General features: G+C 49.3%; 22 protein-coding genes and 1 other annotated feature. Of the genes, 20 read left to right on the top strand and 2 right to left on the bottom strand.

Annotated features, from left to right (window positions below; genetic code table 11):
• Positions 1-39: 39 nt before the first annotated feature.
• The 4 genes from gdhA to GPK83_RS15025 all read left to right on the top strand — a co-directional run bounded on the left by gdhA (position 40) and on the right by GPK83_RS15025 (position 4,782).
• On the top strand, positions 40-1,392 hold the full coding sequence (gdhA, locus tag GPK83_RS15040; protein WP_015555083.1) for an NADP-specific glutamate dehydrogenase: 1,353 nt from the start codon (positions 40-42) through the stop codon (positions 1,390-1,392).
• 292 nt (positions 1,393-1,684) lie between these two features.
• Positions 1,685-2,629, top strand: a complete 945-nt coding sequence (locus GPK83_RS15035; RefSeq protein ID WP_015555082.1) for a D-2-hydroxyacid dehydrogenase — start codon at positions 1,685-1,687, stop codon at positions 2,627-2,629.
• A gap of 82 nt (positions 2,630-2,711) precedes the next feature.
• The gene (locus tag GPK83_RS15030) at positions 2,712-3,893 is read left to right on the top strand and encodes an amidohydrolase (RefSeq protein ID WP_015555081.1); all 1,182 of its coding nucleotides are present in this window, start codon (positions 2,712-2,714) and stop codon (positions 3,891-3,893) included.
• Positions 3,894-4,038: 145 nt separating this feature from the next.
• The gene (locus tag GPK83_RS15025; protein WP_015555080.1) at positions 4,039-4,782 is read left to right on the top strand and encodes a zinc ribbon domain-containing protein; all 744 of its coding nucleotides are present in this window, start codon (positions 4,039-4,041) and stop codon (positions 4,780-4,782) included.
• 80 nt (positions 4,783-4,862) lie between these two features.
• Here GPK83_RS15025 and GPK83_RS15020 read toward each other — a convergent pair whose 3' ends face one another.
• Positions 4,863-6,296, bottom strand: coding sequence for an amino acid permease (locus GPK83_RS15020; RefSeq protein WP_117552847.1), 1,434 nt, complete (start codon positions 6,294-6,296; stop codon positions 4,863-4,865).
• 242 nt (positions 6,297-6,538) lie between these two features.
• Between GPK83_RS15020 and GPK83_RS15015 the strand changes: the two genes are divergently transcribed.
• The 3 genes from GPK83_RS15015 to GPK83_RS15005 all read left to right on the top strand — a co-directional run bounded on the left by GPK83_RS15015 (position 6,539) and on the right by GPK83_RS15005 (position 8,996).
• Positions 6,539-6,763 (top strand): hypothetical protein, encoded by a 225-nt coding sequence (locus GPK83_RS15015; protein ID WP_117552846.1) that lies wholly within the window; start codon positions 6,539-6,541, stop codon positions 6,761-6,763.
• 121 nt (positions 6,764-6,884) lie between these two features.
• Complete coding sequence (locus tag GPK83_RS15010; protein ID WP_117505224.1) at positions 6,885-8,192, top strand: putative ABC transporter permease; 1,308 nt, start codon at positions 6,885-6,887, stop codon at positions 8,190-8,192.
• A 75-nt stretch (positions 8,193-8,267) separates the two neighbouring features.
• The gene (locus tag GPK83_RS15005) at positions 8,268-8,996 is read left to right on the top strand and encodes a purine-nucleoside phosphorylase (protein WP_117552845.1); all 729 of its coding nucleotides are present in this window, start codon (positions 8,268-8,270) and stop codon (positions 8,994-8,996) included.
• A 161-nt stretch (positions 8,997-9,157) separates the two neighbouring features.
• Here the strand turns inward: GPK83_RS15005 and pckA are convergent, their stop codons facing one another.
• Positions 9,158-10,762 carry a phosphoenolpyruvate carboxykinase (ATP) gene (pckA, locus tag GPK83_RS15000; RefSeq protein WP_117552844.1) on the bottom strand — a complete coding sequence of 535 codons (1,605 nt, stop codon included), beginning with the start codon at positions 10,760-10,762 and terminating at the stop codon, positions 9,158-9,160.
• A 503-nt stretch (positions 10,763-11,265) separates the two neighbouring features.
• On the opposite strand from pckA, the gene GPK83_RS14995 reads away from it, so the two are divergent.
• From GPK83_RS14995 to gltX, 13 genes are all read left to right on the top strand, one after another.
• Positions 11,266-11,757 (top strand): MarR family transcriptional regulator, encoded by a 492-nt coding sequence (locus GPK83_RS14995; RefSeq protein WP_215705161.1) that lies wholly within the window; start codon positions 11,266-11,268, stop codon positions 11,755-11,757.
• Positions 11,758-11,966: 209 nt separating this feature from the next.
• The gene (locus tag GPK83_RS14990; RefSeq protein ID WP_215705160.1) at positions 11,967-13,871 is read left to right on the top strand and encodes an ABC transporter ATP-binding protein; all 1,905 of its coding nucleotides are present in this window, start codon (positions 11,967-11,969) and stop codon (positions 13,869-13,871) included.
• Between the two features lie 77 nt (positions 13,872-13,948).
• Positions 13,949-15,736 carry an ABC transporter ATP-binding protein gene (locus GPK83_RS14985; RefSeq protein ID WP_215705159.1) on the top strand — a complete coding sequence of 596 codons (1,788 nt, stop codon included), beginning with the start codon at positions 13,949-13,951 and terminating at the stop codon, positions 15,734-15,736.
• A gap of 226 nt (positions 15,737-15,962) precedes the next feature.
• Positions 15,963-16,181, top strand: a complete 219-nt coding sequence (locus GPK83_RS14980) for a hypothetical protein (RefSeq protein ID WP_117505215.1) — start codon at positions 15,963-15,965, stop codon at positions 16,179-16,181.
• Positions 16,182-16,308: 127 nt separating this feature from the next.
• Positions 16,309-16,571: a binding site (T-box leader), on the top strand.
• A gap of 188 nt (positions 16,572-16,759) precedes the next feature.
• Complete coding sequence (proS, locus tag GPK83_RS14975; protein ID WP_015555070.1) at positions 16,760-18,193, top strand: proline--tRNA ligase; 1,434 nt, start codon at positions 16,760-16,762, stop codon at positions 18,191-18,193.
• On the top strand, positions 18,193-18,759 hold the full coding sequence (locus tag GPK83_RS14970; RefSeq protein ID WP_021905906.1) for a biotin transporter BioY: 567 nt from the start codon (positions 18,193-18,195) through the stop codon (positions 18,757-18,759). Before proS ends, GPK83_RS14970 begins: the two co-directional genes overlap by 1 nt.
• Before the next feature lie 30 nt (positions 18,760-18,789).
• The gene (locus GPK83_RS14965) at positions 18,790-20,082 is read left to right on the top strand and encodes a polynucleotide adenylyltransferase (RefSeq protein WP_215705158.1); all 1,293 of its coding nucleotides are present in this window, start codon (positions 18,790-18,792) and stop codon (positions 20,080-20,082) included.
• Between the two features lie 295 nt (positions 20,083-20,377).
• Complete coding sequence (locus tag GPK83_RS14960; protein ID WP_252196387.1) at positions 20,378-21,433, top strand: spore coat protein CotS; 1,056 nt, start codon at positions 20,378-20,380, stop codon at positions 21,431-21,433.
• Between the two features lie 137 nt (positions 21,434-21,570).
• Positions 21,571-22,026 (top strand): transcriptional regulator NrdR, encoded by a 456-nt coding sequence (gene nrdR, locus GPK83_RS14955; RefSeq protein ID WP_117470946.1) that lies wholly within the window; start codon positions 21,571-21,573, stop codon positions 22,024-22,026.
• Positions 22,027-22,143: 117 nt separating this feature from the next.
• A complete protein-coding gene (locus GPK83_RS14950; protein WP_215705157.1) occupies positions 22,144-22,677 on the top strand; it encodes a YqeG family HAD IIIA-type phosphatase in 534 nt (177 codons plus the stop codon).
• A gap of 102 nt (positions 22,678-22,779) precedes the next feature.
• Complete coding sequence (gene efp, locus GPK83_RS14945) at positions 22,780-23,337, top strand: elongation factor P (RefSeq protein ID WP_118599501.1); 558 nt, start codon at positions 22,780-22,782, stop codon at positions 23,335-23,337.
• Positions 23,338-23,904: 567 nt separating this feature from the next.
• Positions 23,905-25,242, top strand: coding sequence for a magnesium transporter (gene mgtE / locus GPK83_RS14940; protein WP_345941831.1), 1,338 nt, complete (start codon positions 23,905-23,907; stop codon positions 25,240-25,242).
• A gap of 61 nt (positions 25,243-25,303) precedes the next feature.
• Positions 25,304-26,761: a glutamate--tRNA ligase gene (gene gltX, locus GPK83_RS14935; protein ID WP_215705156.1), complete on the top strand. Its 1,458-nt coding sequence runs from the start codon at positions 25,304-25,306 to the stop codon at positions 26,759-26,761.
• The last annotated feature ends 100 nt before the right edge of the window (positions 26,762-26,861 follow it).

The raw sequence follows: 26,861 nt of genomic DNA, 5'->3' as shown, positions 1-26,861 counted from the left end.
AGGGGTTTAAGAACCAACATTTAAGGAGGTATTTGCGAGATGAGCAAGTATGTTGAGAGGGTAATTGAGGACGTAAAGACTAAATATGCTAACGAGCCGGAGTTCTGCCAGACTGTAGAAGAAGTATTATCTTCCTTAGGTCCGGTTGTAGATGCACATCCGGAGTATGAGAAGGTTGCCCTTCTTGAGAGAATGGTAATCCCGGAGAGAGTTATCGAGTTCCGTGTTCCGTGGGAGGATGACAACGGAAACATTCATGTAAATACAGGTTACCGTGTACAGTTCAACGGAGCAATTGGACCGTACAAGGGAGGTTTAAGATTCGCACCGAGTGTAAACCTTTCCATCATGAAATTCTTAGGTTTCGAGCAGACATTCAAAGACAGCTTAACAACACTTCCGATCGGCGGCGCTAAGGGTGGTTCCGACTTCGATCCGAACGGCAAGAGCGATAGAGAAGTTATGAGATTCTGCCAGGCATTCATGACAGAGTTATATCGTCACATCGGTCCGGATGTCGATGTTCCGGCTGGTGACCTTGGTGTTGGCGGACGTGAGATCGGTTATCTGTTCGGTCAGTACAGAAAACTTAGAGGAGCTTACGAGAACGGCGTATTAACAGGTAAGGCTCGTTCCTTCGGTGGTTCCTTAATTCGTCCGGAAGCTACAGGTTTCGGTGCTGTTTACTACCTTGAGTCTGTTATGAAACATGAGCATGACACATTAGAGGGTAAGACAGTTGCAGTTGCTGGTTTCGGTAACGTAGCTTGGGGCGTTGTACAGAAATTATCTGAGTTAGGTGCTAAGCCTGTTACACTTTCTGGCCCGGATGGATACATCTACGATCCGGACGGAATTACAACAAAAGAGAAATTCGACTTCATGCTTGAGATGAGAGCTTCTGGACGTAACAAAGTTCAGGACTACGCTGATAAGTTTGGCTGCAAGTTCGTAGCTGGAGACAAGCCGTGGGGCGAGAAAGTTGATATCATCATGCCGTGTGCTACACAGAACGATGTAGACCTTACACAGGCTAAGAGAATCGTTGCTAACAACATCAAGTACTACATCGAAGTTGCTAACATGCCGACAACAAACGAAGCTCTTAGATTCTTAATGGATCAGAAGAACATGGTTGTTGCTCCGTCTAAGGCTGTTAACGCTGGTGGTGTTCTTGTATCCGCTCTCGAGATGAGCCAGAACAGCGAGAGAATCTCCTGGACAGCTAAGGAAGTTGATGATAAGCTTCATCAGATCATGACAGAGATCCATGATGGTTCTGCTGAGTGCGCTGAGAAGTACGGCCTTGGTTACAACCTGGTTGCAGGTGCTAACATGGTTGGTTTCCAGAAGGTTGCAGATGCTATGATGGCTCAGGGTATCGCTTGGTAGTTTGAAGCGAGTCTCAAATATGACAGCTTCCGATTTGCGAAAACTGCATAAAGAGCATTAGGTTCTGAATATTGGGGATGCTGTCGGGGAGTGTGTCCGACGGCATCCCTTTTAAGTTGTTGGCGTCTGCGAGAGGGCGTTGACGGCATGACGGCTATTAAGAAAATAAAACATATTCGCGAAAATGCTTTACAAAATTAGTTTGGTTTTGTAAAATATAATGAGAGCAGGGTAATTCCTGTTCACTGAGGGTTTGGGGAATAATTTCATTTCTTGAAAGGAGAATTTTATTATGAATTGCCTTATCATTGATAAAGTATGGGGTGGTATCGCTGAGGAACTCAGCAAATGCATGAACGTTAAAACAGCTGACAATCTTCCGTCCAGCAAAGAGCAGCTTATCGCTGAGATCGGTGATGTTGATGTCCTGATCATGCGTGTAGACCCGAAGATCGACAAAGAGATCCTCGACGCAGCTAAGAACTTAAAGGTTATCGGCGTTTGCTCCGTTGGTTTAAACCATATCGATATGGAATATGCGAAATCCAAAGGAATTCAGGTATTCAACGCACCGGGCTTAAACGCAAACGCAGTAGCAGAGTTAACAATTTCCAAGATGTTAGACATCTCCCGTGGAACCTTTACAGCAAACTACGATGTAAAATATAACCATGAGTGGGATAAGTACAAATTCGAAGGCCGTGAGTTAAGAGGAAAGACTCTTGGTATCATGGGATTCGGCCGTATCGGTCAGCGTGTAGGCGAGCTTGGCCGTGCATTCAAGATGAACATCGTTGCTTACGATCCGTTCCTTCCGGACGACGTATTTAAGCAGCAGTGCGCAACAAAGGCTTCTATCGACGAGCTGATCAAGGTTGCTGATTTCATCTCCATCCATGTACCGCTGACACCGGAGACAAAGAATCTCTTCAATAAGAAATCCATCGCTGAGATGAAAGACGGCGCTGTTGTTCTTAACATGAGCCGTGGCGGTATCGTAAACGAGGCTGATATGTATGAAGCTCTGAAAGAGGGTAGAATCGGCGGCTACGCAGCAGACGTTATGGAGAACGAGCTTGCAGGCAGCGGTTTAACAGGTAATGATACATTCGCAAGCCCGCTGTTCGAGTGCGATAACTTCATCGTATCCCCGCACATCGGCGCTCAGTCTGTAGATGCTTCTAAGGACATCGGTGTTCATATCGTTGCTAAAGTTAAAGAGGCTCTTGGTTTATAATTCAGAGAACTCAGAAGAACCCGGAGACGGACTGTCGCCGGGTTCTTTTCATTAAGACTTCAAAAATAAGGAGGACATAAAAATGGGCACAATTACGGAGTCAGCAAAGGCTTTCATGCCGAAATTATCTGAAATCAGAAGAGATTTTCACATGCACCCGGAGGTTTCCCAGCATGAGGAAAGAACCGGAAAGAAGGTAGCAGAGTATCTGAAGGAGATGGGATGCGACGAAGTATATGAAAATGTCGGCGGATACGGTGTAGTGGGAGTTATCAAGGGAAAGAAAACGGGTAAAGTCGTTGCTCTCCGTGCGGATATGGATGCATTACAGATCCAGGAGATGAATGAGGTTCCTTATAAATCCCAGAATGACGGTGTTATGCATGCCTGCGGACATGACAACCACATGACGGGTCTTCTTGGTGCTGCAATGCTTCTCTGCGAGAGAAGAGAAGAGATCGCCGGAACGGTGAAACTGATCTTCCAGCCTGCGGAGGAGATGTCTCCGGTTGGCGGATCCAGAGGAATGCTCCATTCCGGATATATGGATGATGTGGAAGCTGTATTCGGTCTTCATGTATGGCCGGATCTTCCGCACGGCAAGATCGGGGTGAAGGCAGGCCCGTTAATGGCTGCAACAGACCACTTTACGATCAATATCCATGGTAAGACTGCCCATGGCGCAAAACCGAATCAGGGTATTGACGCTGTTGTTCTCGGGTCCCAGTTCGTTATGGCCGCACAGACCATCGTCAGCAGAAAAGTTGATCCGCTTGACAATGCTGTTGTGACATTCGGTATTTTTAACGCAGGAACAAGATACAACATTATCGCAGGTGACTGTACACTGGACGGAACCGTTCGTACATTAAATGAGGACACCCGCGCGATGATCGAGGATTCTATGAGAAAGACTCTCGATGGTCTCTGCTTACAGTCCGGCGCAACTGCTGATATCAACTATGGTCATGGCTATCCGGCACTTGTAAATCATGAGGAGGACGCTGAGCTGATCCGCAATACAGCAATCAAGCTCTTCGGCAAAGATGATGTTGTGGATGTAAAACTCCCGGCTATGCCGGCGGAGGACTTCTCCTTCTATCTGAAAGAGAAGAAAGGCGCGTTTGTATGGCTCGGTACCGCTAAACAGGATCAGGATCCGGTATGGCCGTTACATAACAGCCGTTTTGATGTGGACGAGGATATCCTCTGGAGAGGTTCTTCCCTGTTAGCACAGACTGCGATCGATTATTTAAATAAATAATGGATGATCCTGGGGCGGCGGTTGGAGTAGAACTCCGGCTGGTCGCCCTGCTTTGTCTATGTGGTCAGCAGTTGAAAATACATGGTGAAACCACGATAACGAAAGGGGTCCGTTTGGAGGATTCCTTACAGCAGGAGGAAACGATATGACAGCAGGAAACGCGATCCTCATCGTCGCGATCGTGACTGGGCTGGGTCTGATCGGAGCTCTCTTTTTTGTGATGTTTAAGATCCGGCAGATTTCGCGGGAATTTTTCGGAACCTCGAGTCTGATCGAAGGGCTGAAGCGTCAGGAAGCGCTGGAGGACGATACGCCGAAGTCGGTGTCTGGAATGACGAGGGTGGAGCTTCCGCGGATCGAGAAGGATTTCCCAGAGTTTCACTGGCCGGAGTGGAAGCAGAGGTGTGAAAATCAGTTAAAGGGCTATCTGGAGGCGCTGGAGCACCGGGATCTCTCTTACCTTGGAAAGGTGTCTGTGTCCTTAAGGGATCAGGTACGGCTGAAGATCGAGGAGATGGAGGAGAAGGAGATCCGGGAAGAATTTGACGCGATCCATGTCCATCAGACGGAGATCTCCAGATACGACAAAGATCCGGGAAAATGCCGGATCCGGATCCAGTCCGCGGTGGAGTACCTGCACACATTAAAGACGCCGGATAAAAAGAAAAATGTGGAGCAGGAAAAAGAACAGCACCGCTTCAATATGGAGCTGGTCTACATCCAGGATATCACAAAGATACGCGCTGGCGAGACCGCTATCGGTGTCAGCTGTCCCCACTGCGGCGCACCGATCGCCGGTCTTGGCGATCGCGTCTGCCCATACTGCGGCGGCGCCGTGGAACCGGTGAATGTGAGAGTGTGGGAGCTGCATCGGATCGAGGAAGTGTAAATTGAAATGAACTGAAAAAACTCTGGAATTCTGATATTTTTGATCAGAATACTCCAGAGTCTTTTTGTCATTGAAATAAATTATTTTGCCTTTGCAACTTCCCGCTTTTTGATCTCCGGTAAGATCAGACCAAGTGCTGTGAGCACTACCGGTGTGATTACATTTAATGCTGTGGAAGCGATATCGCCTTCAACATACATTCCGAGGAGACAGCAAGCTGCGGTTACGAAGAAGCACCAGCCGCCTGCAACAAGGGCAACTGTCTGGTTCTTTGTAAATTTGTACTCCGGGTTGAACTTGTTGAGGGATTTTCTGAGAGCAATGTATGCTGCGAATACCCACAAGTAACGAAGCGGCATGGTTACAGAGTTCAGTTTGTTTAACTGAGTCAGAACGGATGCAGCACCCGGTACGAAGGACTGGATCAGGATGATGCTGCCGGATAAGCAGATAACCATCTTGATACCGTTGATGTATGCGCCATGCTCATTCTTCTTTAAGAGGCCGGACGGAACGAACTGTCTTGCGTCCTCGTTGTCAAGAAGTATACGAAGCGGAGCGTCGATACTTAATACAAGTGTGGAGAACTGACCGATGGCGTTGCATGCTGCGTAGATAACGAGCAGGAGGTTGCCAACATGGTAGTACTCACCGAGCTTCTGGAAGGACCAGTAAGCGCCGTTGGAAACGTAGGACTTGAAGCTGTCTGTGCTCTCGTTGATGACAGCCGGATCAAACATCATGCCCATCGCGATACTTCCGAGGATCGCGCAGACCATAACCATAACGGCTAACATGATCATACCCTTCGGGAATCCCTTGGACGGATCTTTTACCTTATTTACATAAGGGGAGATCTTCTCGCATCCGCCGACTGCGAATACAAGGATGGAGAGGGATGTGAAGTAGTTCACGTTGAACTGCGGGATCAGACCTTTTACTGTGTAATCAGCAGATACGAAACCGCCGTTCGGGTTGATTGCCGGAGCTGCGAACATCATTAAGATGAACAGGATGGACATTACGAACATACTGGAACCAGCGATCGTTGCTAATTTCTTTAACGGGTTTAAGCCGCGGCTTGCAACCCAGCAGAAGAACAGGAAGACAGCGAGTGTTGCCATCTGTACAGCGATCGTCGGGAATGTGTCGTAAGTGGAGCCGTTCTGGAATACCATCCAGCTTAATGCCTTTAATCCGCCGCTTCCTTTACTTGCGATGTAAGTTACATGGCAAGCCCAGTAAGTCCAGCCAGCGTAATAAGCGCATTTCGGGCCGATCGTTTCGTGGATCCAGGAGCTCACGCCGCCGCCGGACTGTTTGAACGCGGAGCCGAGCTCACCTACCATCAGGGCATACGGCACGAAATAGAGAGCGAACATCAGAACCCAGCTGAAGATTACCTGTACTCCGTTGAAGTAAACGAAGCCATTCAGCACGTTTCCGAATCCCCAAACCGTGGAGAATGCCATGAAGGCCAGGGTGTACCAGTCGATTTTCTTGGTGTTTTCCATAAGAAACCTTCCTTTGATATAAAATTGTATTTGTCCGCGTAACACGAACTTGTCTAGTATAACATATAATTATGGAAATATGAACAATTTTTTATGAGAAAAAAATGGAAATCAATTAAGAAAATTTGGTAGAAAACCATAAAAATGCAGGAAAAGGTCGGATCGAAAAGATTTTCTAAAGAAAAGGGGGGGACAGAGAGAAAAATGAAAGGGATGAGGGATTGGGGCAGCGGTGTGGAAATATGAATGAAAAAACAGATGTCCTTGCGAGAAGGACAAATATGACAAAAGTCATGGAAAAAGCGGAGAATCCACTGCATATTTATTCGGAATATTGGATGCAGGGGTGCGGTGGGAGATGCCCTTATTTAAATAGGAAAACTTTGAAAAAACGAAATAAAAGAAACATATTCTATATGAAGAAGAAATGTGGTAGAATATCTGGATACATGTTCTGCTTTTTATAGAAGCAGGATGAAAAATAAGGGAATGAAAAAGCGGAGGACCGTATTCCGGGGAACAGATGCAAAAATGAGGCAATGCTTCCGGGAAAACAAAAGAAAAATCAGGAGAGGATAGGTACAAAATATGGGGTATACAGGATTTGAGCGACTGTGGCTGTTCTTTGCGTTCAGCTTTTTCGGCTGGGTCCTCGAGACGGTGACAGCGGCAGTGCGGCAGAGACGGTTTGTAAACAGAGGTCTCGTGAATGGGCCGTTCTGCGTGCTTTACGGTATTACGGGAACCGCGATGCTTGTTGTCTGCCGGGAACTGCATGGAATCTGGCTGTTTCTCGGCAGTATGATCTTTTCGACCCTGGCGGAGTGGATCGCTGGCCATGTGATCGAGAGGATGTACCATGAGCGGTGGTGGGATTATTCCCACATGAAATGGAACCTGGACGGATATATCTGTGTGCCGGTGTCTATCGTATGGGGCGTTCTTGGTGCCGCTACGATGCGGTGGGGTGCACCGGTCCTGGTGCGGGTATTCCGGATGCTCCCGCGGACTCCGGGGCATCTGATCGTGTGGATTCTGGCGGCTGTGCTGGCGATGGATGTCACGGCGACCTTATGTATCTTATCCGGCAGAAGCCGCAGAATCCGCCAGTGGGAAGGCGTGGATTCCTGGCTCACAGGTGTGAGCTCAAGGCTTGAGCGGAAGATCTATGGCTGGGTGGACCGCCGTATCCAGAACGCCTACCCGGAGGCGGTATACCGGGAGGAGCTCCAGGCGGAGGCTGAGCAGAGAAAGACGATATTCGCCTACGGCCTTTGTTTTTACAAGATCGCGCTGCTTCTGGTAGTCGGCGCGTTCCTCGGAGATATCGTGGAGACGATCTTCTGCCGGGTGACGGCGGGCGTGTGGATGAGCCGCAGCAGCTTTGTCTGGGGACCGTTCAGCATCGTCTGGGGCGTGGCCCTGGCTGCGGCGACGATGCTGCTGTACCGCTACCGGAAGTATTCCGACCGGTTCCTGTTCTTTATGGGAACATTCCTCGGCGGTGCCTATGAGTATACCTGCAGCGTTTTGACAGAAATGCTCTTTGGAAAAGTTTTCTGGGACTACAGTAAGATTCCGTTTAACCTTGGCGGGCGGATCAATCTTTTGTATTGCTTTTTCTGGGGAATTGCGGCTGTGGCATGGATCAAGGGTATCTACCCGGTAATGTCCGCCTGGATCGAGAAGATTCCGATAAACTTCGGAAAGGCAGCGACATGGCTTCTCCTGATATTTTTCTGCGTGGACATGGCGGTCTCCGGGCTGGCCCTTGTGCGAAGCAGTGAGAGGGAAAAGGGAATCCCAGCGGATTCCGCTTGGCAGCAGGTGATGGATGAGCATTATGGGGATGAGGTGCTGAAAAAGATCTATCCGAATGCGCTGAAAGTGGAGTAACCATGGTTTCCGGCAGACAATCCGGTGAAATTATGGTAGGATATACATATGAAAGAAAAAGGAGCGTGAATACAGATGACGATGCATAATCATGCCGAAGTCGGCGAAATTTCTGAGCGGATCGTCCTGGTAGGAGATCCGAACCGGGCGAAGTATATCGCGGAACATTATCTGGAAGATGCGGTGCTTGTGAATGATGTGCGGTGTGCGTACTGCTATACGGGAATGTTTGAGGGAGTACGGGTATCTGTGATGGCAGTCGGAATGGGCGGACCGTCCATGCTGATCTACGCCACGGAGCTCTGCAGGGATTATGGCTGTAAGATCCTGGTGCGGGCAGGTACCTCCGGCGGCTACCGGGACGATATGAAAAACTTCGATATCGTCCTGTCCCAGGCGGTCAGCACCACCAGCGGAATCAACGACAACATGTTCAACGGACATTTCTCACCGGTGGCAGATTTCGGGCTTTTGAGCACCGCGAGAAGCATTGCGGATGAGGAACATCTCGTGACGTACGTGGGCGGAACGGTCTGCAACGACAGACTTTACCGCGACGAAAATTATAAGTCGAAGATGTGGAAGAAGTACGGCATGCTGTGCTCTGAACAGGAGGGCTGCGCATTTTATACGGCGGCAGCAGAGTTTGGATGCCGGGCTCTGATGATGGTGGGAATCACAACAGGAATCCGCTATGACGAGAACGGACAGGAGATCTTTGTGGACCTTCCAGAGCGGGAACATGCCCAGTCCATGGATGATCTGGTACGGCTGGCGCTTAAGACGGCGGCACATGCGGAGTAGAGAGCGCTGAACAGGAAAGACCAGCTTATAGTAGGAGCGGATCCTGCTGGCTCAGAATGTTAAGGATCGTAATAGTGATAAGATGCAAAAAGAGGACACTGCACGTTACATGCAGTGTCCTCTGACATTTATCAGCTTATAAAGCTAAATCAGTAAGACGATCAGATCTGCGGGCCAGCGGCAACGAGAGCCTTACCAGCTTCGTTACTCTCATATTTTGCAAAGTTCTTGACGAATCTGCCGGAGAGGTCTTTTGCCTTCTCTTCCCAGTCAGCAACGTTTGCGTATGTATCACGCGGGTCGAGGATCTTGGAGTCAACGCCCGGAAGCTCAGTCGGAACTTCGAAGTTGAAGTGCGGGATCTTCTTTGTCGGTGCGTTTAAGATATCGCCGTTTAAGATCGCGTCGATGATTCCACGGGTATCTTTGATGGAGATACGCTTGCCGGTTCCGTTCCAGCCTGTGTTAACGAGGTATGCCTTAGCGCCGCTCTTTTCCATCTTCTTAACAAGCTCTTCCGCGTATTTTGTCGGATGGAGCTCCAGGAATGCCTGACCGAAGCAAGCGGAGAAGGTCGGTGTCGGCTCTGTGATTCCGCGCTCTGTACCAGCAAGCTTTGCTGTGAAACCGGACAGGAAGTAGTACTTTGTCTGCTCCGGAGTCAGGATGGATACCGGCGGAAGTACACCGAATGCATCTGCGGAGAGGAAGATCACGTTCTTAGCTGCCGGACCTGCGGAGATCGGGCGAACGATATTTTTAATATGGTCGATCGGATAGGATACACGGGTGTTCTCGGTTACGCTCTTGTCAGCGAAGTCGATCACACCGTCTTTATCAAGTGTTACGTTCTCGAGAAGAGCATCGCGCTTGATCGCGTTGTAGATATCCGGCTCGGATTCTTTATCAAGGTTGATAACTTTAGCGTAGCAGCCGCCCTCGAAGTTGAATATTCCGTTGTCGTCCCAGCCGTGCTCGTCATCACCGATCAGGAGACGCTTCGGATCTGTGGAAAGAGTTGTCTTACCTGTTCCGGAAAGTCCGAAGAAGATCGCTGTGTTTTTGCCTTCCATATCTGTGTTAGCGGAGCAGTGCATGGATGCGATGCCCTTTAACGGAAGGTAGTAGTTCATCATGGAGAACATACCTTTCTTCATCTCTCCGCCGTACCAGGTGTTGATGATAACCTGCTCGCGGCTTGTGATATTGAAGACAACAGCTGTCTCGGAGTTTAAGCCGAGTTCCTTGTAGTTCTCAACTTTTGCTTTGGATGCGTTATAAACAACGAAATCCGGCTCGAAGTTTTCAAGCTCTTCAGCAGTCGGCTTGATGAACATGTTCTTTACGAAGTGTGCCTGCCAAGCGACCTCAACGATAAAACGGATCGCCATGCGGGTGTCTTTGTTTGCGCCGCAGAATGCGTCGACAACGAAAAGTCTCTTGTTGGAGAGCTCTTTTAATGCGATATCTTTTACTGCCTTCCAGGTTTCCTGGGAAGCCGGATGGTTGTCGTTCTTATACTCGTCAGAAGTCCACCATACAGTATCTTTGGAATTTTCATCCACAACGATAAATTTATCTTTCGGTGAACGGCCGGTGTAGATACCGGTCATAACATTAACTGCTCCGAGTTCGCTGACCTGTCCTTTTTCGTAGCCTTCGAGTTCCGGCTTCATTTCCTCCTCGAATAACATCTCGTAAGACGGGTTGTAGACGATCTCTGTGGTTCCGGTGATGCCATACTTGCTTAAATCAATCTTTGCCATCGCTTATCTAACCTCTTTTCATAAATTTGGTCCCGACCGCAGTGGGGCAGGACTATCGTCTTGTACATGTTCAGGGTTGAACAGGTACCATTACCTGGAAATTTTACAGGCAATAATGATATCTTTCACTTCCATTATACATGAAATTTGGACAAAATCAACAACAAAATGGCAGACTTTGTTAAAATAATGTCATTCTTTTGCCGGATGCTGTTTTTCATACTGAAATTTTAAGAAAATAAAGTAAAGACATTATTTTCGAAGAAAAAGCAGAAATATGAGGTTGACAAAATTAGATAGTTGTACTATCATCCAATTTAGATGATGGTACAACTATCTGGAGCAAAATTGTGTTAAAATTTGCATAGTGGTGAGACAGGACGGATATGAACGAGGGAGTCCGCCGGGATTTACGATATTGTAATTCTATGGAACAGGAATAAGATACGCAGATAGCGTGAAGCCGGGAGAGCAAAAGTAAAGCGATATTTGGAGGAGACTTTATGGACCAGACTGGAAGAAAGATCACAAAGATCGCCCGTGAGGTTGGAAAGTTCACGGTGCAGACCATGAAGGAAGAGGGGATCGGAACAGCGGAATTCGATTTTATCCATCTCGTGCGCCACAATCCGGGAATCACCCAGACGGAGGTACGGGAGACTCTTAAGATCGATAAGGGCGCTGCGGCGAGGCGGGCGGCAAGCCTGGAGGCAAAAGGGTATCTCGAGAGAAAGCCGAATCCGGCGGATGGAAGAAGCCAGCTGCTTTACGCGACAAAAAAGGCGGAGGCATTAAAGAATTCGAAGGCGAGTATCGAGGCGGTCTTTTATGAGTGGCTGCTGGCGGAGCTGCCGGAGGAGGAGAAAAACGCATTTTGTGAGACGCTCGACAAACTGTACTGGCGGTCGAAGAATGAGCGGAGAGCTGGATTTGTGGATATAGCGGAGTTAGTGGAGAAGCATAAGGAAGAGAATATAGAGGGTGCAGATGAATAAAAAAAGATGTAAAAAATAGAACTGTTTGAAGCTAGGATCTTGAAAGCAGCGGTGATAATAAAGAGAATGAGAAATTCTGGGTCTGGAGCAGAAAAAAGATATTTTTGAAGAAATTGCAGCAAAAATAAAAACAGACACTCCAGAAGAAGCTGCTTCAGAGAGAAATCGGTAACTCGGAAAAGTTTATAAGACTTCAGGAAAGAACAGAAATGGAAAAGAAAAATTTTCGCCCAGATAAGATCATGATGTATTTCCGGGCAGAATGGAAGGTTCTGGCGTTGATCACGGTGTCGGGATTGATCTATAACCTGGGCCTCATGGCGGGGCCATGGTTTGAGGGAAAGATGGCGGGCTGCCTGATGCAGATCCTGACAGGGACGGAGCGTTTTCCGGCGATGCTCCGGCTGGCGCCCGCCTATGTGATCGTGATCGGAACGGTGCAGCTGGCGAGATATATCAAGCGGTTCTATGTGCGCCGGTTCGCCAACAATGTAAACCGGCGGATGAAGCGGATCCTGTACCGGACACTGATACATAAATCCCGTGTGGAGCTGGAAAAAGAGGGCGCCGGAAATGTCATCACGAAGGCGATCTCCGACGTGGATGACTGCGTGGAAGGTATGAGAAAGTTTACCACGGAGATCTTTGATACAGGTGTGGCACTTTTCGGATATGTGTGCATGCTGCTCTATTACGACTGGAGACTGGCGCTCTGTTCCATGATCTTTCCTCCTTTTTCCTATATTATAGCAGAGAAGATGAAACGGATTGTCCAGACAACGGGAGCAGCTTACAAGAAGCAGACCGGAAAGCTCAACGCGGTGACCCTGGATCGGATCACCAACGCCATTACATACCGTGTTTTCGGATGTGAGAAGGAGCGCGGGGAGAACTACGAGGTCCACTTAAAAGAGTATGAACAAGCAGCTGTGAAGGCGAATATCTGGAACGCGGCTCTGCCGCCGGTCTACAAGGTGATCGCCATGGCGGGAACTGTGATGATCCTGTATTTCGGTTCAGAAAATATCCTCGGAATGGGCTGGACGTCATGGGATGTGGCGGCATTTACCACATTCCTGGCATGTTACGCGAAGCTCTCCGATAAGTCCTCGAAGGCGGCGAAGCTCTTCAATGCGGTCCACAAGGCGCAGGTTTCCTGGAAGAGGATCCATCCGTACATGGAGCGGGCGTCTGAGGCTGTGGAGAAAGATGAGATCGCGGCGCAGAATGAAAACTACAATGCTGAAAGCTCCGACAAGGATGTGAAGAATGGACCGGGAGGCAGTGCGGTGCAAAAATCCGGGCAGCAGTCAGAAAAAAACAGCGTCAAAGAAAACGTAGCCGTAGCTGATCATCTCACTTTCGCCTATCCGGGCAGTGACCCGATCTTTAAGGAGATTTCCTTCACTGCGAAACCAGGTCAGATCGTTGGCATCACGGGTCCGGTGGCGTGCGGAAAATCTACACTGGGAAAGAGTTTTCTCTGCGAATATCCGTATGAGGGTCATCTGACTTACGGCGGCAGGGAGCTTTCTTCCTACACGGAAAATGAGCGGAGCCGGATCATCGGGTATCTTGGACATGATCCGGAGCTTCTGGGAGACAGCGTGGAAAACAACGTGCTCTTGGGGGATGATGACAACGTCTGGACATGGCTTAGGGCTGTATGCTTCGACGAAGAGGTCCGGGAGATGGAGGAGAAGGAGAAGACCGTTGTGGGAAACAGTGGCGTCCGTCTCTCGGGAGGGCAGGCGGCGCGTCTTGCGTTGGCGAGAACACTCTGCCATGGAAAGCCGGTGCTGGTTCTGGATGATCCGTTCTCGGCGCTCGACAGAAATACAGAAAAACAGGTATTTGAGCATGTGAAGGAGCTCTCGAAAGACAGGATCGTGTTCCTGATCTCCCACAGACTATACCTGTTCCCGGAGTTCGACCAGGTGATCTGGATGGACCAGAAGATGGGAACATGCAGCAGCCATGAGAGGTTGATGGCGGAAAATCCGCAGTACGCGGAGCTTTACAGGGCGCAGGTTTCGGAGAAAGATGAAAATATTCTGTCAAGTGAGAAAAAAGATCATCCTGACGGCGCACAGAAATATGAGGATATTGAATAGACAACGAAAAGAAGCGGAAATCGCGGGAATCCATCAGGGAGACCGCGTGAAAATTCTGGGGAGAGGAGATGGAAATCATGACTGCAAATAGACGTATCAGCGCGGCATCGATTATCGGAAATACCGTCGTGCGGGAAAAATGGCTTTCCATCGGAATCATTCTGACGGTGACGGGTGCCGTTGTCATTTCCCTGCTTCCGCCTCTCGTTCTCGGAAAGATCATTGACCGGATCGCCGGCGGAAATTTCCCGGGATTTTCCATGGCAGCGGAGTATTTTCTGCTGATCTTTTTGTCGGGGGCGCTGGAGTCCTTGAGAGAAAGTTTCCTGACTGTGTTTGGACAGAAGATGACCCATGCGTTCCGAAGCGAGCTTTCGAAGAAGCTTGTCCGGCTGAGCGCTGACACATTAAATAAGGAAGAGCCGGGTGCTGTGGTATCCAGGTTTGTGGGCGATGTAGATACCGTGGAGGCATTGTTTACCTCCGGAATCATCAGCATGTTCGCGGATGCCTGCAGAGTCATCAGTATCTTTGCGGTGATCTGGTTCCAGAACCGGGGACTTGCGCTGCTTCTTGTTGTATTGATTCCGGTGATCTTTGCGTTCACGAGAATCGTCCAGAAGCAGATGCTGACGGCGCAGTTAGAGAACCGCGCGGCAATGAGCCGTGTCACAAATCATGTTCCGGAGACAATCTGGTGTATCAGAACGATCCATACACTTGGAAAAGAGACGTATATGGAGAAAAGGTATGATGACTATATCGGGGAGAGCTATTCGGCGGTCGAGAAGACGAACTTTTACGACGCTGTTTACTCGCCGTTGATCCTGTTCCTGAATGCGGTGGCGGTGGCGATCATCATGCTGCTTGCGGCATCCGGAAACGCGAAGATCCTGGCATTGTTCGGCATGTCCGTGGGAAAATCTGTCGCAGTCATCAACTATATTTCCCAGGTATTCTCGCCGATCGAGAACCTCGGCATGGAGATCCAGACGATCCAGTCGGCGGTTGCGGGTGTTTACCGGATCAACGAGTTTCTGGCGAAGCCGGAGAGGGAGATGGTAGAAGAGAGAGCATTTGTGGATTCCAGACATACAGTTGGAAAGAATGGCGCTGTACAGGAATTAGAGAATACGCAGGGGAGAGCGGAGAATAGTTCCGGGGACACCAGTGCGGCAAGTATAGATTTAGATGCAGTCAAGGTAAATGATAGCGGAATTTTCGAGAACACAGAACCATGCGTGGAGTTTAAGGATGTCACCTTCGGCTACGACGACCACATCGTTTTAAATGACATGAATTTCGCAATCTATCCGGGCGAGCAGGTAACGCTGACGGGACGTACCGGCGCCGGAAAGAGTACGATCTTTAAGCTGCTTTTGGGACTCTATCGCCCGAATTCCGGTGAGGCTCTGATTGAGGGCGAGGCGGCATATCGGCTCTCTGACAAGGAGAAAAGAAAGAAGTTCGGCTATGTGGAACAGTCCTTTCATATGGTTCCGGGCACGGTCCGCGACCAGATCACACTGTTTGACCCGGCGATCGGGGACGAGGCGGTGCAGGCGGCCGCGAAGCTCGTGGGACTCCATGGGACGATCGTGAGCCTGGATGATGGCTATGACACATTATGTAAACCGGAGATATTCTCCCAGGGTCAGTGGCAGCTCTTATCCATCGCGAGAGCCGTTGCCGGAAAACCTGGGATCCTGCTTCTCGATGAGATCACGGCGAACCTTGACGCGGAGACGGAGGAGATGGTGCTCCGGGCATTAAAGAGCGCGTCGGAAGGACGTACTGTTATCTCGATCTCCCACCGTGTTTACCAGAAGGACGGAACTGGGCGGCTCATTACCGTGTATGGATAGGGATTTTCTGAACTGAAAATCCCGTACAATACAGTTATGGCAGCGGATTTTGCCGATTTGGAATGCGAAGCATCGGCAAAATCGGTTACAGTTCATGTAAGCATGAACTGTAACACCAGATCAGGTATTTAGCGATTGGGAGCTGATTTATATTTACAAATGTTGACAGTGGGAATATAATAAGCCGAAGAAATCCTCGAGATTTTGTTTGACTGGAGGCGAAATCATGTCAATTTTATTTGCGATCGTATTTCTTGTCGTGATCTTTAAGTGCGTTGGTCTTGTGCTTGGCGTATGTGGAAAACTTCTCGGCGCGGTGCTGAGCTTGTTTGGATTTATCTTATCCATCGCTGTCGGAGCAATCGTATTCGGAATTTCCACGGCATTTGCATTGGTGCTGTTATGCATCGCGGCGGGATGGCTGTTGATCAAGCTGATATTTTAAAGATCGTGTGTTCAGAATGGACACAGAAAGTGTGAGACTCCGGGATGGTGATGCCGGCCTGCAAAATCCGTCCCGGAGTCTTGACAAACATGGAAAAATCCATTAAAATCCATCATATATGCATATCAGACAGGCATTGAAGAGGGAAAGTAGATGAATGGCGGCATCCCAGAGAGGAAGCAGACGGTGAGAGCTTCCATGTGCGCGTTGTTGAACCGGCCTCGGAGCTTTGTGCGAGAGATGTGGAAAACGGCAGTGAAAACAGATTGCCGCAGTGAATGACTACATTGCTAAGTACAGCGTAGATCCGGCGTTAACGGATATCAGAGGAGAGTTCCCGTAAAGTGCGGGAGCTAATTTGGGTGGTAACGCCGGCTGTCGGTCCCTTTTGTGGACGACAGCCTTTTTTATGTAACAGGGAATTCCTTGGAATTTCCTGTTACATAAAAAGGTACTAATGTGCCAAGGCACATTCTTTTTCGTTTCCACGGGGAGTGTCCCGGAACGGAACAGGCGTCCTGCATCCTCAGAAATTTTAGATGTATGCAATCCAAGAATTCATATAAAGGAGAAAAGCAATGGCAAGAGAGAAGAAACTTGTGGAATCCATCACTTCTATGGAAGACGATTTCGCGCAGTGGTACACAGACGTTGTAAAAAAAGCAGAATTATGTGATTATGCAAGCGTAAAGGGCTGCATGGTCATCAAACCGGACGGATACGCGATCTGGGAGAACATCCAGCATGAACTGGACAAGCGCTTCAAAAAAGCAGGCGTAAAGAATGTTTACATGCCGTTATTCATCCCGGAGAGCTTACTTGATAAAGAGAAAGACCATGTAGAAGGTTTTGCACCGGAAGTTGCATGGGTAACACAGGGAGGTCTTGAGCCGCTTCAGGAGCGTCTCTGCGTCCGCCCGACATCCGAGACTCTGTTCTGTGATTTCTACCAGAAAGACATCCACTCCTACCGTGACCTTCCGAAGGTATACAACCAGTGGTGTTCCGTAGTAAGATGGGAGAAGACGACAAGACCGTTCCTCCGCTCCAGAGAGTTCTTATGGCAGGAGGGCCACACCGCACATGCGACAGCAGAGGAAGCTCAGGAGAGAACGATCCAGATGTTAAACCTCTATGCAGATTTCTGCGAGGATTTCCTTGCGATCCCGGTCGTTCGCGGACAGAAGACAGATAAAGAAAAATTCGCAGGTGCTGAGGCAACCTATACCATCGAGTCCTTAATGCATGACGGAAAGGCACTCCAGTCCGGAACCAGCCACAACTTCGGCGATGGTTTCGCAAAGGCTTTCGGCATCCAGTATTCCGATAAGGACAATCAGTTAAAATATGTTCACCAGACCTCCTGGGGTATGACGACCCGTATGATCGGTGCCATCATCATGGTACACGGTGACAACGAGGGTCTTGTACTTCCGCCGAACGTAGCTCCGACTCAGGTTGTGATCGTTCCGATCCGCCAGCAGCAGGAGGGCGTCCTTGAGAAGGCAAGGGAGGTTGAAGAGGTTCTCTCCAACTTCCGCGTAAAAGTTGATGATTCCGATAAGAGCCCGGGCTGGAAGTTCTCCGAGTCCGAGATGAGAGGAATCCCGGTCCGTGTAGAGTTAGGACCGAAGGATATCGAGGCAGGTCAGGCTGTATTAGTACGCCGTGATACCCATGAGAAGATCACTGTCGCTTTAAGCGAGATCGCAGAGAAGGTGGATGAGCTCTTAAAGACCATCCAGCACGACATGTACGAGCGCGCGAAAGCACACCGTGACGCCCACACCTACGACGCACACAACATGGAAGAGATGAAGGATATCGCTGACAATAAGCCGGGCTTCATCCGCGCAATGTGGTGCGGCTGCCAGGAATGTGAGGATAAGTTAAAGGAGCAGGTTGGCGTGACCTCCAGATGTATGCCGTTCAAGCAGGAGAAGCTTGCTGAGACCTGCGTATGCTGCGGCAAACCGGCAACCAAGATGGTTTACTGGGGCAAAGCATATTAATGAAGCAATGGAACATCAGGGATCTGACGCTCGGAGGGCTGTTTACAGCCCTCATTGGCGTCGGAGCTTTTCTTAAGATCACGATCCCGGTGCAGCCAGTGCCCATGCACTTTACGCTGCAGTTTTTCTTTGTGCTGCTTGCGGCCCTTTTGCTTGGATCAAAAAGGGCATTTGCCAGCGTGCTGACATATCTGGTGATCGGATTGTGTGGGATCCCGGTCTTTGCCACGGGCGGTGGTCCGGCGTATCTTTTAAAGCCTACATTCGGCTTTTTGATCGGATTTGCGGCGGCGGCCTATGTGACGGGACGTGTATATGAGATCAGGAAAAGTACATCTTTTTCCTGGCTTTTATTTTCTGCATTCTGGGGACTTCTCGCAGACTATGGCTGCGGGATGATCTATTTTTATGTGTGCAGCAATTTTGTCCTTGGCGTAAGCGTCGGATGGAAGGTCGTGTTTGTCAACTGCTTTCTTCTGACGGTCGGTGAGGATTTTATTTTATGTGTTCTGGCGGCAGTTTTGGCGAAACGGCTGATCCCAGTTCTTAAGAATCTGGGGAAATGATTACTAATTTATAAGGAGGAAACCGGACCGGTGAGAATTGAGATGCCCTATGAGGCGGAATGGATCATTGACAATATACGAAGCCATGGATACGAGGCATTTATCGTCGGAGGCTGTGTCCGGGACGCAGTCCTCGGGAGAATTCCGGGGGACTGGGACATTACAACCTCCGCAAAGCCGGAGCAGGTGAAGGAGATCTTCGGGAAAACCGTGGATACAGGCCTTAAGCATGGAACGGTGACGATCATTAAGCATGGAAGCGGCTATGAGGTCACCACATACCGGATCGACGGGGAATATCTGGACGGAAGACATCCGGAGACGGTTGAGTTTACGCCGGATCTCAGGGAAGATCTAAAGCGCCGGGACTTTACGATCAATGCCATGGCATACAGCCATGAGACGGGGATCGTGGATGAGTTTGAGGGCATGGAAGACCTGAAGCGCCGGGTGATCCGGTGCGTCGGCTGTGCGAAGGACCGGTTTACGGAGGACGCGCTGCGGATTCTCAGGGCAGTGCGGTTTGCGGCACAGCTGGACTTCGTGATCGAGGATGAGACGTACAAGGCCATTGCTGAGATCGCGCCGAACCTCGTCCATGTGAGCAAGGAGCGGATCCAGGTGGAACTCACGAAGCTTCTGCTGTCGGATCATCCGGAGAAGATCTGGATGGTGGACGCGACGGGAATTGCAGACTATGTGACATCCGGGTTCCCGGAGGTGTTTGAGAGGGAGCTGGAGAGAGAAAATTCGCATAATGCAGGGGAAAACGAAACTCCGGGGACATCTGGCTGTTTGGTGGACGGGGCTTCCAGAGATGCATTGAAAGAATGCTGGATCGGTCTCGCCGCGCTTCCGGCTGACAAATCCCATCGCTGGGCAGGTTTCCTGCGCCATATGACAGCGGAGCAGGCGGTGAAGATCCTTCGCGGATTAAAGCTTGACAATGATACTATTGGAAACGTAAAGAACATGATCATGGCATTCCAGGCACCGCTTGCGGTCGATAAGGTCGAGATCCGGAGACTTTTAAGCCGGGTGACGGAGTACCAGTTCCTCGGAGCCATGCAGCTAAAGAAGCTGGACGGCGATGAGACAGTTCCGGGGATCCTGCGGCTTTTTGAGGAGATCAAAGAGGCAGGAGACTGTGTGAGCCTGAAGCAGCTGGCGGTCAACGGAGGCGATCTTCTCGCAAAAGGTCTGGAAAAAGGAAAACAGATCGGCGACGGGCTCATGTACCTTTTGAATCTGGTGCTTGAAAAACCAGAATTAAACAAAAAAGATATATTATTAGAGAAAATCAATCAATTTAAAGAGAAATAAAAATGTCAGTAGGGACATCTGCAGAGAATTTTGCAGGTGTCTTTTTGTAATAGGAAATTCCAAGGAATTCCCTATTACAAAAAAGGCACTAACGTGTCGATGATGCGCACTCGCGCGAAAATGTAGGTTGTTGCAAGCGGCCGCGCGAGGCGCGAAAATGTGCCAAGGCGCACTTTTTTTATTTAACGGCGGACAGCCAGAAAGCAGGAAAAATGTACAGGCAGTATTCTGGAAACAGGGGAATAATCCCCCCTTTCATTTCATATCTTGTGCAGAAGGAAATTCCGGCAGCAGGATGAGGGCCGGAATTGTTGTCGATGGAAAAGGTCAGAGCAGGATATGGGGGGATAGAATCGTGATCGACTGGAAGGAAGAGGCGGAGAAGACGTACGGATTTCGGGTGGATGTGCTGCGGAGAGGACGAGGATCCTGGATCCTTGAGACGGATCTGGGACTGCGGCTTTTAAAGGAATATCGTGGAAGTGTGAACCGCCTGGAGTTTGAGGAGGCGGTTTTGCAGTCTTTAGATGGAATGGAGACTCTGAAGGCGGACCAATATGTGAGAAATTCTGAGGGGGAGCTGTTGTCGACGGCGGAGGATGGGACCAGATATATCGTGAAGGAATGGTTCGCGGACCGGGAATGTGACCTGAAGGATGAAAGAGAGGTATTGTCGGCGGTGCGGGCATTGGCGCTTCTGCATCGGCAGTTCCGCATGATCAAACGGCAGGAAACGTGGAATATGAGATCCATGATCTCACTGCCGCTCTTTGAGGCCATGCGCCGCCACAACCGGGAGTTAAAGAAGGCGAGGACATTTATCCGCGGAAAGCGGAAGAAAAATGAATTTGAGCTCCGAGTGATCGGAAATTTTGAAATTTTCGCAGCCCAGGCCGTGGAAGCAGAGCGGGGCATGGAAAAGCTGTATGAGATTCACGGAAAAGAGATCGCAGATGGGTACGCGGTCTGCCATGGGGAGCCGGATTACCACCATATCCTGATCGGAAACGGATACACGGCGGTGACGGAGTTCAACCAGATGCACCTGGGTGTCCAGATGGAGGACCTGTATTATTTCCTCAGGAAGATTATGGAGAAGCATGACTGGAATGAGCGGCTGGGGCGGCAGGTCATGGAGTCCTACGAACGGGTGCTGCCGGTCTCGGAAGTGGAGCGGCAGGTGCTTTATTACCTGTTTTTATATCCGGAAAAGTATTGGAAACAGATCAATTTTTATTACAACGCCAACAAGGCCTGGGTGCCAGCGAAGAGTACGGAGAAGATCAGAAAGCTGGAGGCTCAGCAGGAGGCGAGGGAGAGCTTTATACAGACAGTTATTCAAGGCGTGTAAGGAAAAAGCCAGGAGATCGGAATTACGGATAAAGAGCAAAAGACTTGCGGAACCAGAGGATAGTGTGATAAGATATGGTATAAAAATGCGGCCGTGAGCGGAAAAATAGTACGGTCGGCAGCAAAGGAGGAAGTCCCATGAAATGTCCGTTTTGTGGTGCCCAGGATACAAAGGTCATCGATTCGCGTCCGGCTGATGATAACAGCTCGATCAGACGCCGACGTCAGTGCGAGGAGTGCGGAAAGCGCTTTACGACATATGAGAAATTAGAGACACTGCCGCTTATGATCATCAAGAAAGATGATTCCAGAGAACCGTACAATCGTGCGAAGATCGAAAACGGAATCCTTTTGTCATGTCATAAGCGTCCGGTCTCCTCGGACCAGATCACGAAGATGATTGACGAGATCGAGAAGCAGATCTTCAGCATGGAAGAGCGTGAGATCCCGTCCGTGACCATCGGCGAGCTTGTCATGAAAAAACTCAAGATGGTGGACGAGGTTGCATACGTCCGTTTTGCGTCTGTCTACAGGGAATTTAAGGATGTGAACGCGTTTATGGATGAATTGGCTAAGTTCTTAAATAATAAATAACAGCAAAAGAGGCGGTTTGGCTGTGTACCGGTCTGCAAAAGGGTCAATGAATGACGTTGTTCACCCGGATAAAAACAGGAGCAGGTATGGCTGAAGTGCTGAATTAAGGGTAATATTATGTTTGAAACATTCTATCCGGGGAACTATGTGGACAGCGCATACGAGATCCCGTACGAGAAACTTTATGAGAGAGGATACCGGGGAATCATCTTCGATGTGGACAATACCCTGGTTCCCCACGGGGCACCGGCGGACAAGCAGGCGATCGAGCTCTTTGAGCGGCTCCGCGCCATCGGCTTTTCCACCTGCATCCTTTCCAATAATAAGGAGCCGCGTGTATCACCTTTTGCGGACAAGGTGGGAAGTCCCTATATTTTTAAGGGTGGGAAACCGTCGAGAAAAGGCTACGAGCGGGCTATGGAGCGGATGAAAACGGACCGTGATACCACTTTTTTTGTCGGCGACCAGCTGTTTACGGACGTCTGGGGCGCAAACAGGACAGGCCTCTATTCGATCCTTGTAAAGCCCATCAATCCAAAAGAAGAGATCCAGATTGTCCTGAAACGGTATCTCGAGGCGGTAGTTCTCATGTTTTACAGGAAACGATTGAAAAAAACGGGGCGGACAGCCGGGGATTTTTGCAAAAAATAGTTGAAAACCGTTGGAGAATAGTATAGAATAGGATAGAATCAGCGATAAGCGTGAAATTTGAAATGAAATAATTGGAAACAGTTTTAAGGAGGATTATCATTTATGGTATCAGCAGGTGATTTCAGAAATGGCGTTACACTTGAAATCGATGGACAGGTTGTTCAGATCTTAGAGTTCCAGCACGTAAAACCGGGTAAGGGTGCTGCTTTCGTTAGAACAAAATTAAAAAACGTTATCAACGGCGGTGTAGTTGAGAGAACATTCCGTCCGACCGAGAAATTCCCGGCAGCAAGAATCGACCGCGTAGATATGCAGTATCTGTATGCAGATGGTGACCTTTACAACTTCATGGATGTTAACACATACGAGCAGATCGCATTATCCTCTGACGTTGTTGGTGATGCATTAAAGTTCGTTAAAGAGAACGAGACAGTTAAAGTCTGCTCCTACAACGGCAAGGTATTCTCTGTTGAGGCTCCGTTATTCGTAGAGCTCGAGATCACAGATACAGAGCCGGGCTTCAAGGGCGATACAGCTACAGGCGCAACAAAGCCGGCTACTCTTGAGACAGGCGCTCAGATCAACGTTCCGTTATTCGTTAACCAGGGTGACCGCGTTAAGATCGATACACGTACTGGTGAGTACCTTTCCAGAGCTTAATCCACGCAGTATTATAACCCCAGGAAACCTTATGTTTCCTGGGGTTTTCGTTCCATAAAACGCTGTAAAATACGCACAACTAGTAACGTAATAGTAACAAACTAATAACACTGTGTTCATGAACGCTGCCAGCCCATATCCTGGCGGCTTTTTGTCATTGTTCACGGGTAGGAATTTTCTGAACTGAAAATTCCGTACAATACAGTGGTGGTAGTGGATTTTTCATCTTCTTCACGAAAAATTGCGTAACCGGTTGCCAATTGGGTAAAATTTTCTTATAATGGAAAGCACAGAGAAAGGAAGTGAACACATAATGGAAGGTCGAAGTCATACGATGGAAGCAGACGTACACCCTGAACCGGTGGCAATAGGCATGACAGGGACGATCTGTTATGTGTATTGCCGAATTTAACTGTACAGGAGCTTGTGGACCGGCGCAGGGGAAATGCGGCGGCTGCAGGTGTCTTTGCTTCCATAATCGCGTGAAAAGATCAGCAAAATGCTGAGTGAAAACAACTGATTATGGGGGAAAAGAAAATGCCGAATGATGGAAATGAGACATTTGACATGGAGCATCTTCTGGAACTGGCGAAGGAGAAAAAGTACCGCCTGTTAAAGGAAGAGCTTGTGGAACTGAACGAGGTGGATATCGCGTCGTTCATCGAAGAACTGGATTCCGAGCGTACGGTCATCGTGTTCCGGATGCTGCCGAAGGCGCTGGCGACCGAAGTGTTTGCCGAGCTTCCGGTGGACAAGCAGAGTCACATTATCAACAGCATCACCGATAAAGAGCTTTCCGAGATCGTGGAAGAGCTTTATGTGGATGATGCCGTAGACCTGGTGGAGGAACTTCCGGCAACGGTGGTCCGCCGTGTCCTTCAGAACACGAAGCCGGAGACGAGAAAACTGATCAACCAGTTCTTAAACTATCCGGAAAACACAGCCGGAAGTATCATGACGGCTGAGTACGTCGGATTAAAGAAGACTATGACGGTGGAACAGTGTTTTGCCTATATCCGTCACCACGCGGTGGATTCCGAGACGATCTACACCTGCTATGTGATGGACGAAAAACGGATGCTGGACGGAGTTGTTACGGTGAAGGATCTTCTCCTTCAGCCTTATGAACGTCAGGTGGGCGATATTATGGACACCCACGTCATCAAAGCCCAGACGACCGATGACCAGGAGCAGGTGGCGGACACGATGAACAAGTACGGTCTGCTCTCCATGCCGGTAGTTGACAGTGAGGACCGCCTTGTGGGGATCATCACCGTTGACGATGTCATGGAAGTCATGGAAGAGGAGGCCACCGAGGACTTCGAGAAGATGGCGGCGATGCTGCCGAGTGAAAAGCCCTATTTAAAGACCGGTGTCTTCACGCTGGCGAAAAACAGGATCCCGTGGCTTCTGATCTTAATGCTTTCCAGTACGATCACCGGCGGAATCCTCGTAAAATATGAGAATGCCTTTGCGGCGATCCCGCTTCTTGTAAGCTTTATCCCGATGCTTATGGATACCGGCGGGAACTCCGGAAGCCAGAGCAGCACCATGATCATCCGTGGTATGGCCATCGGCGATGTGGAGCCTTCGGATATCCTGAAGGTCGTGTGGAAGGAAGTACGGGTTGGCGTGATCGTTGGCTTTGTCCTGGCGGTGGTAAACTTTATCCGTCTGATGATCCAGTATCCGGGCAACACGATGATCTGCGTGACTGTCGTGATCAGCCTGTTCTGTACGGTCATCGTTGCGAAGACGATCGGATGCACACTGCCGATCGGGGCAAAGGTCTTAAAGCTTGACCCGGCGATCATGGCGTCACCGATGATCACGACGATCGTGGATGCGGTGAGTCTGATGGTGTACTTTAATCTGGCTTGTCATTTATTAGATATGACGGTATAAAAAGAATGTCTGTCTGCGGAACTATCCGCGGATAAATATATATCAACAGGAGATATGGATTATGGAAAAAATCAGAACAAGATTTGCGCCGAGCCCGACCGGCCGGATGCATGTAGGTAATTTAAGAACAGCTCTTTACACATACCTGATCGCAAAGCATGAAGGCGGAGATTTCATTCTCCGTATTGAGGATACAGACCAGGAGCGCCACGTTGAGGGTGCTGAGGGAATCATCTACCGCACACTGGCAAAGACCGGACTGATCCATGACGAGGGTCCGGATAAGGACGGCGGCTATGGTCCGTATGTCCAGAGTGAGCGCCAGAAAGCCGGAATCTACATGGAGTACGCGAAAAAGCTTGTAGAAAAAGGTGAGGCATATTACTGCTTCTGTACCCAGGAGCGCTTAAATTCATTAAAGAAGACCGTAAACGGTGAGGAGATCATGGTTTACGATAAGCACTGCCTGCATCTTACCAAAGAAGAGGTAGAGGCAAACTTAAAGGCAGGAAAGCCGTTCGTTATCCGCCAGAACAACCCGAAAGAGGGAACTACAACATTCCACGATGAGATCTACGGAGATATCACGGTAGACAACGCAGAGCTCGACGATATGGTCCTTATCAAATCCGACGGATACCCAACCTACAACTTCGCAAACGTTGTGGATGACCATCTGATGAAGATCACACACGTTGTCCGCGGAAACGAGTACCTTTCTTCCTCACCGAAGTACAACCGTCTATACGACGCATTCGGCTGGAAAGTTCCGGTATATGTACACTGCCCAACCATCACAAACGAGGAGCACAAGAAATTAAGCAAGAGAAGCGGACATTCCTCCTTCGAGGATCTTCTTGAGCAGGGCTTCTTAACAGAGGCGATCGTAAACTTCGTTGCCCTTTTAGGATGGTCCCCGACAGACAACCAGGAGTTCTTTACTCTTGAGGAGCTTGTAAAAGCGTTCGACTACCACAATATGAGCAAGTCCCCGGCGGTCTTCGATATGACAAAGCTTCGCTGGATGAACGGCGAGTACATCAAGAAGATGGACGATGAGAAGTTCTTCGAGCTTGCAAAGCCGTACCTTGAGGCTGCGATCAAGAAACCGTTAGACTTAAAGAAGATTGCCGGAATGGTGAAGACGAGAATCGAGACACTGTGCGATATCGCGGATCAGGTCGACTTCTTCGAGGAGATGCCGGAGTACAGCGCGGACATGTATGTTCATAAGAAGATGAAGACAACAAAGGAGAACTCCTTAGAGACATTAAAGGAGGTTCTTCCGATCCTTGAGGCACAGGAGGTCTACAGCAACGACGATCTGTTTGAGACCCTATCCAAATATGTTGCCGATAAGGGCGTAAAGACTGGTTTCGTTATGTGGCCGATCCGCACAGCAGTATCTGGAAAACAGATGACACCGGCAGGCGCTACCGAGATCATGGAGATCATCGGAAAAGAGGAGTCCCTGGCACGTATCAGGAAGGGAATTGAATTGTTGGAGGCTGCTGAGTAATTTGCAAATCGCGTAGCGGTGGACTGAACAGTCGCAAAACCGCAATACGATCATGCGGCGGACCGGACAGAAACAGAAAGAAACCTGACCGGAATGGATA

This window comes from Clostridium sp. MCC328, assembly GCF_018785465.1.
GTDB lineage: Bacteria > Bacillota > Clostridia > Lachnospirales > Lachnospiraceae > Pilosibacter > Pilosibacter fragilis.
The sequence above is the reverse complement of the archived record's forward strand: the minus strand, read 5'-3'. Positions and strand labels throughout refer to the sequence as shown.

Coding starts and splice junctions, on each gene's coding strand:
- gdhA (WP_015555083.1), top strand. CDS start 40: ATGAGCAAGTATGTTGAGAGGGTAATTGAGGACGTAAAGACTAAATAT.
- GPK83_RS15035 (WP_015555082.1), top strand. CDS start 1,685: ATGAATTGCCTTATCATTGATAAAGTATGGGGTGGTATCGCTGAGGAA.
- GPK83_RS15030 (WP_015555081.1), top strand. CDS start 2,712: ATGGGCACAATTACGGAGTCAGCAAAGGCTTTCATGCCGAAATTATCT.
- GPK83_RS15025 (WP_015555080.1), top strand. CDS start 4,039: ATGACAGCAGGAAACGCGATCCTCATCGTCGCGATCGTGACTGGGCTG.
- GPK83_RS15020 (WP_117552847.1), bottom strand. CDS start 6,296: ATGGAAAACACCAAGAAAATCGACTGGTACACCCTGGCCTTCATGGCA.
- GPK83_RS15015 (WP_117552846.1), top strand. CDS start 6,539: ATGAATGAAAAAACAGATGTCCTTGCGAGAAGGACAAATATGACAAAA.
- GPK83_RS15010 (WP_117505224.1), top strand. CDS start 6,885: ATGGGGTATACAGGATTTGAGCGACTGTGGCTGTTCTTTGCGTTCAGC.
- GPK83_RS15005 (WP_117552845.1), top strand. CDS start 8,268: ATGACGATGCATAATCATGCCGAAGTCGGCGAAATTTCTGAGCGGATC.
- pckA (WP_117552844.1), bottom strand. CDS start 10,762: ATGGCAAAGATTGATTTAAGCAAGTATGGCATCACCGGAACCACAGAG.
- GPK83_RS14995 (WP_215705161.1), top strand. CDS start 11,266: ATGGACCAGACTGGAAGAAAGATCACAAAGATCGCCCGTGAGGTTGGA.
- GPK83_RS14990 (WP_215705160.1), top strand. CDS start 11,967: ATGGAAAAGAAAAATTTTCGCCCAGATAAGATCATGATGTATTTCCGG.
- GPK83_RS14985 (WP_215705159.1), top strand. CDS start 13,949: ATGACTGCAAATAGACGTATCAGCGCGGCATCGATTATCGGAAATACC.
- GPK83_RS14980 (WP_117505215.1), top strand. CDS start 15,963: ATGTCAATTTTATTTGCGATCGTATTTCTTGTCGTGATCTTTAAGTGC.
- proS (WP_015555070.1), top strand. CDS start 16,760: ATGGCAAGAGAGAAGAAACTTGTGGAATCCATCACTTCTATGGAAGAC.
- GPK83_RS14970 (WP_021905906.1), top strand. CDS start 18,193: ATGAAGCAATGGAACATCAGGGATCTGACGCTCGGAGGGCTGTTTACA.
- GPK83_RS14960 (WP_252196387.1), top strand. CDS start 20,378: ATGAGGGCCGGAATTGTTGTCGATGGAAAAGGTCAGAGCAGGATATGG.
- nrdR (WP_117470946.1), top strand. CDS start 21,571: ATGAAATGTCCGTTTTGTGGTGCCCAGGATACAAAGGTCATCGATTCG.
- GPK83_RS14950 (WP_215705157.1), top strand. CDS start 22,144: ATGTTTGAAACATTCTATCCGGGGAACTATGTGGACAGCGCATACGAG.
- efp (WP_118599501.1), top strand. CDS start 22,780: ATGGTATCAGCAGGTGATTTCAGAAATGGCGTTACACTTGAAATCGAT.
- mgtE (WP_345941831.1), top strand. CDS start 23,905: ATGGAGCATCTTCTGGAACTGGCGAAGGAGAAAAAGTACCGCCTGTTA.
- gltX (WP_215705156.1), top strand. CDS start 25,304: ATGGAAAAAATCAGAACAAGATTTGCGCCGAGCCCGACCGGCCGGATG.